The organism is Novosphingobium sp. FW305-C-111 (assembly GCF_058783565.1).
The window spans coordinates 110,236-122,974 of the sequence record NZ_JBYSYP010000002.1; the positions used below are offsets into that span (position 1 = coordinate 110,236).

A 12,739-nucleotide genomic window follows, 5' to 3' on the forward strand; every position below is an offset into this window, starting at 1 on the left:
ACTGAAAAAGGCGTGCGGCAAAGCAACAGGCCGGTTCGGACACTTTCGTTGCGTGACGGCGGTTGACCGCACCGGGGCCGGGTGTGAAAAGCGACGTCATGGGGCAAGTTCCTGAAACCATGACCGCAATCGGCTTTGACGCGCCGGGCGCTCCCGAAGTCCTCCGGACCGAAACCGTGCCGGTGCCCTCGCCCGGTCCCGGGCAGGTGCTGATCAAGGTGGCCTACGCAGGGGTCAACCGCCCCGACGTGATCCAGCGGCAGGGCTTCTACCCGCCGCCGCCGGGTGCTTCGCCGATCCCGGGGCTGGAGATCTCGGGCCAGGTGGCCGCGACCGGGCCGGGAGTGGTCATGCCGATCGCCGGTCAGCGCGTCTGCGCGCTGGTTTCGGGCGGCGGCTATGCCGAATACTGCCTCGCGGAGGCCGAGCATTGCCTGCCGGTGCCGCAGGGCCTGCCGCTCGACGAAGCCGCCGCGCTGCCCGAAACCCTGTTCACCGTGTGGCACAACGTGTTCGAGCGTGGCTATGCCCGCGACGGCGAGACGATCCTTGTCCACGGCGGGACCAGCGGGATCGGATCGATGGCGTGTCTGCTCGGGAAGCTGTTCGGATTGACCGTGATCGTCACCTGCGGCGGGGCGAACAAGTGCGCGGCAGCGCTGGAGATCGGCGCGGACCATGCGATCGACTACAAGACCCAGGACTTTGTCGCCGAAGTGGCGCGCATTACCGGCGGCAAGGGCGTCGAGCTGGTGCTCGACATGGTCGCCGGCGATTACGTTGCGCGCAACATGAAGTGCCTGTCCGACGACGGCCGCCACGTCACCATCGCGGTCCAGGGCGGGGTCCGGGCCGAAATCAACATGGCCGAAGTGATGCGCCGGCGCCTGACCCTGACCGGCTCGACGCTGCGTCCGCGCTCGAACGAATTCAAGGCGCTGCTCACCGGCGAGATCGCCGAAACCGCCTGGCCGCTGGTCGAACAGGGCAAACTGCGCCCGGTCATGGACCAGGCCTTCCCCCTTTCCGAAGCGGCGGCCGCGCACGCCCGGATGGAAGCGGGCACGCATATCGGGAAGATCGTGCTGAAGGTGGGATAACTTTCCTCGCCTTCACTTCCCGCGTCATCCCCGCGAAAGCGGGGATCCATCTCCCGACCTCTCCCAATGAGCGGCGGCTGGACCTATATTCTCGCCAACCGCCGCAGCGATGCGCTTTACGTCGGCGTCACCGCCAACCTCCCGGCGCGCATGGAGCAGCACCGCGCAGGCAAGGGCAGCGCCTTCTGCGCGAGGTACGGGATCACCCGGCTGGTGCTTGTCGAACGCCATGACCGAATCGAGGACGCAATCCGCCGGGAGAAGCTGCTCAAGAAGTGGAACCGGGCCTGGAAGCTCAAGCTGATCGAGGAGGAGAATCCTGATTGGCGGGACTTGTGGTTCGATCTGAACGCCTGAGTTGGGGGCGAGCGTGGGTGATGGATCCCCGCGTTCGCGGGGATGACGGCGGTCCGTTTGACCATCGAGTGTGCCGGGACCGGCGCAAAATCCTTGCCCTCGCGCATCCCTTCCCCTAAATCGCCCGGCGAACGGCCGCTCCGCAAGGGGCGGCCCTTATTGTTTCCGCCGTCCGGAGAGCACCCGTGAGCCAGCAGCCCGTCTATCCCCTCATGCCGCACGCCACCGCGTCGTGGCTGGTCGACAACACCGCGCTGTCGTTCGAACAGATCGCCGAGTTCTGCGGCCTCCACATCCTCGAGGTCCAGGCTATGGCCGACGATCTCGCCGGCGCCAAGTACACTGGGCGCGACCCCGTCCATTCGGGTGAGCTGAACCAGGCGGAGATCGACAAGGGCCAGGAAAACCCGGCCTACCGGCTCAAGATGCAGAAGGTGCCGCTTTCGGTCAGCCGGACCAAGGGCCCTCGCTACACGCCGGTGTCGAAGCGCCAGGACAAGCCCGACGGCATCGCCTGGATCCTGCGCAACCACCCGGAAATCTCCGACGCGCAGATCGGCAAGCTGATCGGCACGACTCGCAACACCATCGCCGCGATCCGCGATCGCAGCCACTGGAACATCGCCAACATCAACCCGAAGGACCCGGTGACGCTCGGCCTGTGCTCGCAGCGTGAGCTCGACGCGCTGGTCGCCAAGGCCGCCAAGAAGGCCGGGATCACCGAGGACGAGGGCGTGCGCGACGAACGGCTCGGCAACGACCGCGAGGCGCTGATCGAGGAGCTGCGCGCCGAACGCGAAACGGCGGCTCGCCAGGCCGCCGAAGCCGCGCAGGAAGCCGAAGCCCAGGCCTGGCTCGAAGCGCGCCGCGCCGAAGGCGTTTCGGACAGCTGATCGGCCGGACCATCGGACAAGCAAAAGGCGGCGGTCCCATCCGGATCGCCGCCTTTTTCTTACCTCCGGGAGGAGGTTATCCGACCAGCGACAGCGCCGGTTCGCCTTCGCCGACGCGGTGGGCGAAGCGGCCGTCGACTTGCGCGCCCTGCTCGATGGTCAGCGAATCGTAAGTGACGTCGCCGTGGATGCGGGCGGTGCGCAGAATCACCAGCTCGCCGACCTCTACCGCGCCATGAACCGTGCCGGCGAGGCGGGCGCTCTTGGCCTTGACCTGCCCGCAGATTTCGCTGCTCTCGCCTTGGACGATGGCGGCGCAGGCGATGTCGCCCTCGACCTTGCCGTCGATGTGGAGGTCGGCGCTCGCTGCGAGGTTGCCGGTGATGACGAGATCCGTGCCGAGCACGGAAAAGGTGCCGCCGCTCATCGGGCTAGCCGCGGGGAGCCGGCCGTCCGGCGCGGGCTTCCTGGAAAACATGGGGGACCCCTTCCAAAAACGGTCGCGGATTGACCGGCTGGTCGTTCACGCGGACCTCGAAATGCAGGTGCGGGCCGGTCGAACGGCCACTGTTGCCGATCTGGCCGATCTGCGCCCCGGCAGCGACCTTCTGGCCGATGCTCGCGCCGATCCGCGACATGTGGGCATAGCGGGTGACGAGTCCGTTGCCGTGGCTGATCTCGACGCAGTTGCCGTAGCCCTGGCGAACCCCGGCGAAGCTCACCGTGCCCGGCGCGGCGGCATAGATCGGCGCGCCGACCGGACCGCGGAAGTCGAGCCCGGCGTGGAACGCCGCGCCGCCGGTGAACGGGTCGGCGCGGTAGCCGAAGCCGCTGGAGATGTACTGCAGGCTCGCCGGCAGGGTGCTCGGCAGCGCGGCGAGGCCACGCTCGAGCGCTTCCATCCGGGCGAGGCTCAGCCCGAGCCGCTCGAACCGGGGATCGATCCGGCCGCGCCCCGTCAGCAGCGGGATCAGCGGCCCGCCCTGGGCGTCGCGGCCACCCGCCGAAGCGAGCATCATGCCAGGATTGAGCCCGACTTTCCGCAGCGCCGCCTCGGCCTGGGCCGAGCGGGCATCGGCGGCGCGGGTCAGGCGCTCGACGAAGGCGATCTGCCGCGCCTCGAGCTGCGCGAGGCCGCGCGCTTCGGGGACCAGCGCGGATATCTTCTTCACGGTCTTGCCGGTTTCGTCGCTGCTGTCCGAGACAGTGCCCGCCGGGTCCTGCCCCTGCGGCAGTTCGCCGAGAGTCGACTCGACCATCTTCTCGATGAAGTCCTGCCGCTTCTGGAGATCGCCGGCGACGGCATCGAGGTTGCCGCGGTACTGGGCGACGCGGCTCTCCGCGCTTTCCACCGCGGCCTTGCGGGCAAGCAGGTCGGCCTTCTCGCTGGCGCCGAGCAGCGAGGCGATCGCCACGCCGGCCATCGTCCCGACCCACGCGACCACCACCGCCGCAGCGATTCCCGCCACGATCATCTGCAGTTTCGACGAAATCCGGATGAAGCGGACCTGGCCTTGGGAGCGCATGAAGAACTCGCGCTCGGGAAACCATCTCCGCAGGCGGGCGAGGAGCCCGGCCGTGGCCTTGTTCTGCAAGCTGTGTGACCCTGCCCCGCTGGAGTGTGCGTACCCGTTCGCGGGGCGCGTTAGCCGGAGCGGCATGGTGAATCGAATCGACTCCGGCGGACTCGCGGCGAGTCGTTCGAGTCGTCCGATGAATCGATTGCACGCGTGACGATTCGTACAATTCCGCAGTGAAACGGGCGAATGGCTGACTTTTCCGGCCCGGAATGCTAGGTCCTGCGCCATGTCGACCAAGCCCCTGAATTCGCCCGATTCCGTCGTCGAGCTCGTCGAGTCGCTGGCCCGTGCGGGCCGTACCGCGCAGCGCAAACTGGCGAAAATGCACGAGTCGCAGAAGGCAGAGGCGCTGCGCCTCGCCGCCTCCTCGCTCCGCCGCGCCGCGCCGCAGGTGCTCGAAGCCAACGCGGCCGACATGGCCAACGGCGCGGCGAACGGCCTATCGCCGGCGATGCTCGATCGGCTGAAGCTCGACGAGTCGCGGCTGGAGGGCATCGCCGCGGCGGTCGAACAGGTCGCCTCGCTGCCCGATCCGTTGGGCGAGGTGATCGGCGAGGATCGCCGTCCCAACGGGATGCTGCTGCAGCGTGTGCGGGTGCCGATCGGGCTGATCGGGATCATCTACGAAAGCCGACCCAACGTCACTGCCGACGCTGCCGCGCTGTGCGTGCGCGCCGGCAACGCAGCGCTGCTGCGCGGGGGGAGCGAGGCGGTTCACTCCAACCGCGCGATCCATGCTGCGCTGGTCGCCGGCCTGGTCGAGGGCGGGGTGCCCGCCGAGGTCGTCCAGCTCATGCCGACGCAGGATCGCGCCGCGGTCGGGGCGATGCTCACCGCCGCCGGACTCATCGACATGATCGTGCCACGCGGGGGCAAGAGCCTCGTCGCCCGGGTCCAGGCCGACGCGCGGGTGCCGGTGCTCGCCCACCTCGACGGCATCTGCCACACCTATGTCGACCATGCCGCCGACCCGGCCAAGGCCAGCGCCATCGTGCTCAACGCCAAGATGCGCCGCACCGGCATCTGCGGGGCGATGGAGACGCTGCTGATCGACGCGACCTATCCCGATCCGCACGGCCTCGTCGAACCGCTGCTGGCCAAGGGCTGCGAGCTGCGCGGCGATGCCCGCGCGCAGGCCATCGACCCGCGCATCGGGCCCGCCAGCGCCAACGACTGGGACACCGAATACCTCGACGCGGTGCTGTCCGTGGCGGTGGTCGACGGGCTGGACGAGGCGATCGCCCACATCGCCCGCCACTCCTCGAACCACACCGACGTGATCCTGACCGAGGACAACAAGGCCGCCGAGCGGTTCCTGGCGGAAGTCGACAGCGCCATCGTCATGCACAACGCCTCGAGCCAGTTCGCCGATGGCGGCGAGTTCGGGCTCGGCGCGGAAATCGGCATCGCCACGGGCCGTCTCCATGCCCGCGGGCCGGTCGCGCTGGAAGGGCTGACCACGTACAAGTGGCTTGTCCGGGGTAGCGGGCAGGTCCGCCCGTAACCCCTCCCACAGCGGTTGACCGCGAGCCGCCGCGGGCACCATAACCGGGGAAACGGCAGAGGATTCCACGCGATGCGCTACAACCAGCTTGGCTCTTCGGGACTGATCGTCTCCGAATTGTGCCTCGGAGCGATGACCTTCGGGGATAATGAGAGCTTCTGGTCGGCGATTGCCGGGCTCGACCCGGAAGCCTCGACCGCGCTGGTGCGGCAGGCCGTGGACGCCGGCATCAACTTCATCGACACGGCCAACGTCTATTCCGAGGGCCGCTCGGAGGAGCTGGTCGGCAAGGCCCTGCGGGATCTCGGGATCCGGCGCTCGGACATCGTGATCGCGACCAAGGCGCACGGCGGGGTCGGCAAAGGACCGAACGACGCCGGCACATCGCGCTATCACCTGCTCGGCCAGATCGACGAAAGCCTCGGTCGACTCGGGCTCGATCATGTCGATCTCTACCAGATTCACGGGTGGGACCCGCTGACCCCGATGGAAGAGGCGCTGCGCGCGCTGGAGGACATCGTCCGCTCGGGGCGGGCTCGCTACGTCGGGGTGTCGAACTGGGCGGCCTGGCAGATCGCGAAGGCTCTGGGCATTTCCGAGCGCCTCGGGATCAGCCGCTTCGCCTCGCTCCAGGCCTACTACACCGTGGCGGGTCGCGACCTCGAGCGCGAGATCGTGCCGATGCTGAAGAGCGAGAAGCTCGGCCTCATGGTGTGGAGCCCGCTCGCCGGCGGACTCCTCTCCGGCAAGTACACCCGCGGCAACGAGGGCAGCGAAGGCGAAGGCCGCCGCGCAAAGTTCGATTTCCCGCCGGTGAACCTCGACCGCGCCTACGATGCGATCGACATCATGGGCGAAATCGCCCGCGAACGCGGCGCGACCGTGGCGCAGGTTGCGCTGGCATGGCTGCTTTATCAGCCGGTGGTTTCGACGGTGATCGTCGGTGCCAAGCGTCCGGACCAGCTTGCCGACAACATCGCGGCCTGCGACGTGACGCTCTCGGTCGCAGACCTCGAGCGACTGGATTCGGTATCTGCGCTACCCCGCGAATACCCGGCGTGGATGATCGAGACCCAAGCCTATCACGACAGCGCGGTCAGTCCCCGCCGCGTCGCCGAATGAGCGAGGAACGATGAACGGCGGCGGGCTTCGCACCGGCCTGCTCGGAGGCAGCTTCAATCCGGCCCACGGCGCCCACCGCAAGATCAGCCTGTTCGTGAAGGACGCGCTCGGGCTCGACGAGGTGTGGTGGCTGGTGTCGCCGGGCAACCCGCTCAAGCCCGCCGCCGGGATGGCGAGCCTGGCCGACCGAGCCGCTTCGGCGAGGCTGGCCGCCCGCCGCGCGCCGATCCGGGTGACGGCGATCGAGCGCGAACTCGGCACGCGCTACACGGTGGACACGCTCGCCGCGCTGGCCCGGCGCTATCCCCGGCGGCGCTTCGTGTGGATCATGGGGGCGGACAATCTCGCCCAGTTCAGCCGGTGGAAGGACTGGCGGCGAATAGCCCGGCTCATGCCGATTGCGGTTGTCGCCCGGCCGGGCTATGATGGCGCTGCCCTGGCGAGCCCCGCCATGGCCTGGCTGCGCCGCTTTCGCCGGCGGCCGGCGAGCCTGACGACGATGGCGAAGTGGAGCGGTCCGGCGCTGGTCTTACTGCGCTTCGATCCCGACAGCCGCTCGGCCAGCGCGATCCGCGCCGCCGATCCGGACTGGCATCGCCGCTACGCCCCCCGCCACCAGCGCGACGCGGTCACGCATCGCCGCCTTCCCGGGGATCCCTCCTGACCCGCGCCGCACGCCTCGCGACGCGGAACGCGGGTGTTTCCCGGTCGTTCGTTTCCTGCAACTGTCTGAGCCGAAAGGAGCTTTCCTTCTCCATATGACCCCGCAATCCGTACCGGCCGCTGCCGGCACCGCACCCCAGGCCCGTGAAAGCCTGATCGACCTCGTCCTCCGCTCGCTCGACGACGACCAGGCGCAGGAGGTGGTCTCGATCCCGCTCGAGGGCAAAAGCTCGATCGCCGACTTCATGGTGATCGGCTCGGGCCGTTCGACCCGCCAGGTCGCCGCGATGGCGCAGAAGCTCGCTGAGCGGATCAAGCAGGCGGGCTTTGGCTCGTCGCGGATCGAAGGACTCCCGGCGGCCGACTGGGTGCTGATCGACGCGGGCGACGTGGTGGTCCACCTGTTCCGGCCGGAGGTTCGCAGCTTCTACAACCTCGAGAGGATGTGGGCCTTCGGGGACGAAGGGAAGGCGTAGCCCGTCCCACCATCTGCATAATGTCGTCATGCTGAACTCGTTTCAGCATCCCACCGATGTTCTTCCCGGACAGTCGAGTGTCCCCGCATTCCCCTCGGTTTGCTTTTGCGTGATGGCTTCGGCTGAGGACGACAGGGGACCCTGAAACGAGTTCAGGGTGACGAGCCGCTTCTTTGAAGAATGCGGGGGATTCCCCCCGGACTCGCGACCCGCTATCCCGCAGCCATGCTGCTGCACGTCATCGCGCGGGGAAAGATCGGCCGCTCGCCCGAGGCGGAGCTGGTCGAGCGCTATCTGAAGCGCATTGCCTGGCCGACGAAGGTTACGGAGCTCCCTGACCGGGGCGGCACCATCCCGGCGGCATCGGCTACCCCGGCACGCACCGTCGCGCTCGACGAGCGCGGCCGCAATCTTCCCTCCAGCGAGTTTGCTGCCATCCTCGGACGCTGGCGCGACGACGGGGTGCGCGAAGTGCGCTTCCTGATCGGCGCGGCCGACGGGCATGAGGCCGCGCTGCGCGATGGTGCCGATCTGCTCCTGTCCTATGGCGCAGCGACCTGGCCGCACATGCTGGCCCGCGCCATGCTCGCCGAGCAACTGTTCCGCGCCACCAGCATTCTCGCTGGCCATCCGTATCACCGCGAAGGATAAGGCGGCGTCATGACCCCCACCCGCCTGTTCCTTGTCGTCATCGCCCTGCTGTGGGGCGTCGCCGGCTGGCAGATCGCGGCGCAGCAGGGGCAGAGCTACGACAGCGCCGAACAGGCCGACGCTGCGCTCAAGCGCGCATTGATGGAGCAGGCGGCTGCCCGCCAGCGCGGCGAAAAGCTCGAGACCGAGGCGCGGATGGCGACCGCCGCGGCGGACCGCACCGCGCGCGAATCTGCTGCGGTCGCCGCGCGCATCCAGGAGGCCGAGGCGCAGATCGCCGCGGCGCAGGCGCGGATCGCGGTGATCGACCGCGAACAGCAGGCGCTGCGCGGGCGGATCGCCAAGCGGCAGGAACCGCTCGTCCGGCTGACCGGCGCGCTGCAGATGTTCGCGCGGCGGCCGCTGCTGTTCGGGCTGCTCCGGCCCGGCTCCTTGCGCGACACGGTGTACCTGCGCGCCGTGCTCGAAACGATGGTGCCCGAAGTCCAGCGCCGCACCGCCGGCCTGCGCGGGGAGGTGAGGCGCGGGCGGGAGCTTCAGGCCAGGGCGCAGGACGCGGCGGGCACGCTCAGGGCGGGCGAGGCGCAACTCGCGCAGCGCAGCCGCGAACTGGCGGCGATCGAAACCCGCCAGCGGCTCGAATCGCGCGCCGCGATCGGTGACGCCAACCGCGAGTCGGACCGCGTCCTGGCGCTGGCGGAACAGGCGCGCGACCTCAAGGAATTGACCGGGCGGCTCGAACAGGACGGGGCCTTGCGCCAGAAACTCGCCGCGCTGCCGGGGCCGGTGCTGCGCCCGGCCCAGCCGGGCCTGGCCCGCGTGACCGAAACCGCCGCGCCGGAAGAAGCTGGCGGCCAGCTCGACTACATCCTGCCGGTCGCCGGCCGGCTTGTCGGCGGCTTCGGTGAGGCGGTGCCGGGCGGCCCGGCCAGCGGAACGACGTTCGCGGTTCGCGGCGGGGCCATCGTGGTCGCGCCCGCGGGCGGGCGGATTGCGTTCGCCGGGGCCTACAAGGGCTATGGCCGCATCGTGATCATCGAGCATGCGGGCGGGTGGACGACGCTCCTCACCAATCTCGCACGGATCGACGTGACCGTCGGTCAGCAGGTGGTGCAAGGCGGTGCGCTCGGTGTCGCGGGAGCCGGCAATCCGCAAATCACCGCCGAACTGCGCCGTAGCGGGCAGCCGGTGAACCTCATGGGCATCGTCCGCCAGTAGGCGCTCGCGTGACGCAGGGCATCTGGCGTTAATCCCCGGCGCTCTATAGATTGGCCGCAGTCTCCGAACCGCCTTGTCCGAAAGCGACGCATCCGATGAAGCTCTCCCGCCGTTTCGCCTCCCTCCTGCGCGCTTCGGCGCTGGTCACCGCGGTGGCGCTGATCCCCGCGACGACCGCAGGACTTGCCGCGGTCGACGCGCAGTCGGGGCCGCAGTTCGGCAAGCTGTTCGCGATCTACGAGCGGATCAAGGCGAGCTATGTCGAGCCGGTCGACGACGACAAGCTGCTCAAGGGCGCGATCGACGGGATGCTGGCGAGCCTCGACCCGCATTCGTCGTATCTTGACGCCCGCGATTTCGAGAACCTCAAGACGCAGACCGAAGGCTCGTACGGCGGACTCGGCCTGTCGGTGACGATGGACGACGGCGCGGTGAAGGTAATCGCGCCGACCAAGGGCAGCCCGGCCGACCTCGCCGGGGTCAAGGCGGGCGACTTCATCACCCACCTCGACGGCAAGCTGATCTATGGCGGCACGCTCGACGAGGCGGTCGACACAATGCGCGGCGAGCCCGGCACGCAGATCCGCCTGACCGTGTTCCGCCCCGGTCGCGACGAGCCGTTCGACGTCACCATCACCCGCCAGATCATCGATCTCAAGCCGGTGACCTGGGAGGTCAAGGACCAGGTCGGCGTCATCACCGTGTCGAGCTTCAGCGCCAACGTCGGGACCGAAGTCGCCGCTGCGCTGCGCGACATCAAGGCCAAGACTGGGGGCAAGCCCGCCGGCGTGATCCTCGACCTGCGCTCCAACCCGGGCGGCCTGCTCGACGAGGCGGTAAGCCTTTCCGACCTGTTCCTCGAAAAGGGCGAGATTGTCTCGCAGCGCGGCAGGTATGCCCGCGACAACGAGGTCTACAACGCCACCCCGGGCGACATGGCGAAGGGCCTGCCGGTGATCGTGCTGATCGACGAAGGTTCGGCCTCGGCTTCGGAAATCGTCGCCGGCGCGTTGCAGGACCAGCATCGCGCGGTGATCATGGGGCAGCGCAGCTTCGGCAAGGGCTCGGTCCAGACGCTGCTACCGCTGACCCGCGACACTGCGCTCAAGCTGACCACGGCGCGGTACTATACGCCCTCGGGCCGCTCGGTGCAGGAAGGCGGGATCACGCCGGACATCGCCGTGCCGCAGATTTCCGACCCCGACGCGCGCAAGCGGGCCGAACGCTCGTTCCGCGAGAGCGACCTGCGCGGCCATCTCGTCAACGAGGTCGATCTCAAGGACAAGGACCTCGAGAAGGACAAGATGGACGATCCGCGCTTCAAGATGACGCCCGAGGAACTGAAGGCCAAGGGGATCGAGGACTTCCAGCTCTACTACGCGATGCAGACGATCCGGCGGACCACGCCGTCGGCCATGGCGAGCCGGCGCTGAGGACTGCGCGATGACCCCCGCGAAGGCCCATGCCGCCGCCCATTGGCTCGCCCTGCTGATCCCCGCCGCGCTGCTCGGCGGGGCCTATGTCTCGCAGTACGGCTTTGGCCTCTACCCGTGCGAGATGTGCTGGTGGCAGCGCTATCCGCACTTCGCAGCGATTGCGCTGGCGTTGCTGGGGCTGGTGATGCGGCAAGGCGCGGCGGGACCGCTGCTGGTCCGCCTCGCCGCGCTCGCGATCCTGGTGAGCGGGCTGATCGGCGGTTTCCACGCCGGGGTCGAGTACGGCTGGTGGGAGGGTCTCACCACCTGCTCGACCGCGACCAGCTATGGCGCGAATCCGCTCGACGCGATCATGAATGCGCCGGTGATCCGGTGCGATGTCGCGCCGTGGACGTTGCTCGGGGTGAGCCTGGCCGGGTTCAACTTCCTGATCTCGGTCGCCGGGGCGATTCTCGTCCTCGTGCTGATCGGCAAAGGCATTCGAAAGGACGCACGATGAACCGCAGGACCGCCTCGATGCTGCGGGTCGACCAGGCCGGCGAATATGGCGCGACCCGGATCTATGCCGGGCAGCTCGCGGTCATGGGGGACCGCGCTCCGGGCGCGGGCGAGATTCGCGCGATGGCCGCACAGGAGGCCGACCACCGCGCCCGCTTCGACGCGCTGATCGCCGCGCGCGGCGTGCGCCCGACCGCGCTCCAGCCGGTGTGGTCGGTCGCGGGCTTCGCGCTCGGCGCGGCGACCGCGCTGATCGGGCCGAAGGCGGCGATGGCCTGCACCGCGGCGATCGAGACCGAGATCGACAAGCACTATTCGGAGCAGCTCGACGAACTCGGCACCGACGATCCCGAACTCGCCGCAATGATCGAGGAATTCCGCGACGACGAACGCGAGCACAAGGCCGCCGCCATCGCCGCCGGGGCGGAGCAGGCTCCGGCCTATCCGCTGCTCTCGGGCGCGATTCGGCTGGGCTGCCGCGTTGCGATCGAACTGTCGAAGCGGATTTGATGGAAGCCAATGCCCGGCCCGCGCGTTTCGGCTTAAGCTGTCATTCACGCCGCCGCCGCCCTATATCGGCGCGACCATTCGGAGACTTCGCCATGAAGCGCTTGCTTGCCGCCACGATCCTCGGCGCCGCCGCCCTTTCCTTTGCGCCCGCCGCCTCGGCGCAGGAAGAGGCCGGGGACAAGGTCAACCAGCTTATCATCTATGGCGACGATCCCTGTCCGCAATCCGCGGACGGCGCGATCACCGTCTGCGCACGCAAGGACGAGAGCGAACGGTACCGCATCCCGCAAGTCCTGCGCGAAGCGCCGGAGGCGGTGAAGAACGAGGCGTGGACCCAGCGGGTCAAGGCGTACGAAACCGTCGGCGCGAGCGGTACCAAGTCGTGCTCGCCGGTCGGCGCGGGCGGGATGACGGGATGCATGGAACAGCTCGTCGGCCGCGCCTATGCCGAAAAGGCCGCCGGCGACGATGTCCAGATGGGCCGCCTGATCGAGGCCGAGCGCGAGAAGCGCCTATCGACCATCGACCAGGAAGCCGCCGAGGAACAGGCCCGGGTCGAAAGCCTCGAAAAGCAGTACGAGGAAAAGCGCAAGCGCGAGGAGGCCGGCGAGCCTTCGCCCACCCCGCCGCCAGTCGCGACCAGCGCGCCGCAGACGCAGCGGTAAGGACGCGGCGTCCCCGCGCAGGCGGGGACCTCCATCAAACGAGCGGTCCGTAATCGGCACGAGGCC

15 protein-coding genes are annotated in these 12,739 nt (G+C 68.8%); 13 read left to right on the plus strand and 2 right to left on the minus strand.

Annotated features, from left to right (window positions below):
• Positions 1-98 precede the first annotated feature (98 nt).
• The 3 genes from AC3WLD_RS03075 to AC3WLD_RS03085 all read left to right on the plus strand — a co-directional run bounded on the left by AC3WLD_RS03075 (position 99) and on the right by AC3WLD_RS03085 (position 2,350).
• Positions 99-1,100, plus strand: a complete 1,002-nt coding sequence (locus AC3WLD_RS03075; protein WP_492555455.1) for an NAD(P)H-quinone oxidoreductase — start codon at positions 99-101, stop codon at positions 1,098-1,100.
• 66 nt (positions 1,101-1,166) lie between these two features.
• Positions 1,167-1,457: a GIY-YIG nuclease family protein gene (locus AC3WLD_RS03080; RefSeq protein ID WP_492555456.1), complete on the plus strand. Its 291-nt coding sequence runs from the start codon at positions 1,167-1,169 to the stop codon at positions 1,455-1,457.
• A 212-nt stretch (positions 1,458-1,669) separates the two neighbouring features.
• Complete coding sequence (locus tag AC3WLD_RS03085) at positions 1,670-2,350, plus strand: DUF1013 domain-containing protein (protein ID WP_492555643.1); 681 nt, start codon at positions 1,670-1,672, stop codon at positions 2,348-2,350.
• Between the two features lie 76 nt (positions 2,351-2,426).
• On the opposite strand, the gene AC3WLD_RS03090 is transcribed toward AC3WLD_RS03085, so the two are convergent.
• Both AC3WLD_RS03090 and AC3WLD_RS03095 read right to left on the minus strand, forming a co-directional pair.
• Positions 2,427-2,777, minus strand: coding sequence for a bactofilin family protein (locus tag AC3WLD_RS03090; RefSeq protein ID WP_492555457.1), 351 nt, complete (start codon positions 2,775-2,777; stop codon positions 2,427-2,429).
• 4 nt (positions 2,778-2,781) lie between these two features.
• Positions 2,782-3,945 (minus strand): M23 family metallopeptidase, encoded by a 1,164-nt coding sequence (locus AC3WLD_RS03095; RefSeq protein ID WP_492555458.1) that lies wholly within the window; start codon positions 3,943-3,945, stop codon positions 2,782-2,784.
• 211 nt (positions 3,946-4,156) lie between these two features.
• Here AC3WLD_RS03095 and AC3WLD_RS03100 point away from each other — a divergent pair, with 211 nt between their 5' ends.
• The 10 genes from AC3WLD_RS03100 (at position 4,157) to AC3WLD_RS03145 (ending at position 12,673) form a co-directional block, all read left to right on the plus strand.
• Entirely contained in the window at positions 4,157-5,434 is a 1,278-nt protein-coding gene (locus tag AC3WLD_RS03100; RefSeq protein ID WP_492555459.1) for a glutamate-5-semialdehyde dehydrogenase, read from the plus strand.
• 72 nt (positions 5,435-5,506) lie between these two features.
• Positions 5,507-6,556, plus strand: coding sequence for an aldo/keto reductase (locus tag AC3WLD_RS03105; RefSeq protein WP_492555460.1), 1,050 nt, complete (start codon positions 5,507-5,509; stop codon positions 6,554-6,556).
• A 10-nt stretch (positions 6,557-6,566) separates the two neighbouring features.
• Positions 6,567-7,220, plus strand: coding sequence for a nicotinate-nucleotide adenylyltransferase (locus AC3WLD_RS03110; protein ID WP_492555461.1), 654 nt, complete (start codon positions 6,567-6,569; stop codon positions 7,218-7,220).
• Between the two features lie 94 nt (positions 7,221-7,314).
• Entirely contained in the window at positions 7,315-7,695 is a 381-nt protein-coding gene (gene rsfS, locus AC3WLD_RS03115; RefSeq protein ID WP_492555462.1) for a ribosome silencing factor, read from the plus strand.
• Positions 7,696-7,920: 225 nt separating this feature from the next.
• Positions 7,921-8,346 (plus strand): 23S rRNA (pseudouridine(1915)-N(3))-methyltransferase RlmH, encoded by a 426-nt coding sequence (locus AC3WLD_RS03120; RefSeq protein ID WP_492555644.1) that lies wholly within the window; start codon positions 7,921-7,923, stop codon positions 8,344-8,346.
• 9 nt (positions 8,347-8,355) lie between these two features.
• Positions 8,356-9,564 carry a murein hydrolase activator EnvC family protein gene (locus AC3WLD_RS03125; RefSeq protein ID WP_492555463.1) on the plus strand — a complete coding sequence of 403 codons (1,209 nt, stop codon included), beginning with the start codon at positions 8,356-8,358 and terminating at the stop codon, positions 9,562-9,564.
• Between the two features lie 95 nt (positions 9,565-9,659).
• Positions 9,660-10,997, plus strand: coding sequence for a S41 family peptidase (locus AC3WLD_RS03130; RefSeq protein WP_492555464.1), 1,338 nt, complete (start codon positions 9,660-9,662; stop codon positions 10,995-10,997).
• Positions 10,998-11,007: 10 nt separating this feature from the next.
• Positions 11,008-11,499 carry a disulfide bond formation protein B gene (locus tag AC3WLD_RS03135; RefSeq protein ID WP_492555465.1) on the plus strand — a complete coding sequence of 164 codons (492 nt, stop codon included), beginning with the start codon at positions 11,008-11,010 and terminating at the stop codon, positions 11,497-11,499.
• Positions 11,496-12,008, plus strand: a complete 513-nt coding sequence (locus tag AC3WLD_RS03140; RefSeq protein ID WP_492555466.1) for a demethoxyubiquinone hydroxylase family protein — start codon at positions 11,496-11,498, stop codon at positions 12,006-12,008. Before AC3WLD_RS03135 ends, AC3WLD_RS03140 begins: the two co-directional genes overlap by 4 nt.
• 92 nt (positions 12,009-12,100) lie before the next feature.
• The gene (locus AC3WLD_RS03145; protein ID WP_492555467.1) at positions 12,101-12,673 is read left to right on the plus strand and encodes a hypothetical protein; all 573 of its coding nucleotides are present in this window, start codon (positions 12,101-12,103) and stop codon (positions 12,671-12,673) included.
• The last annotated feature ends 66 nt before the right edge of the window (positions 12,674-12,739 follow it).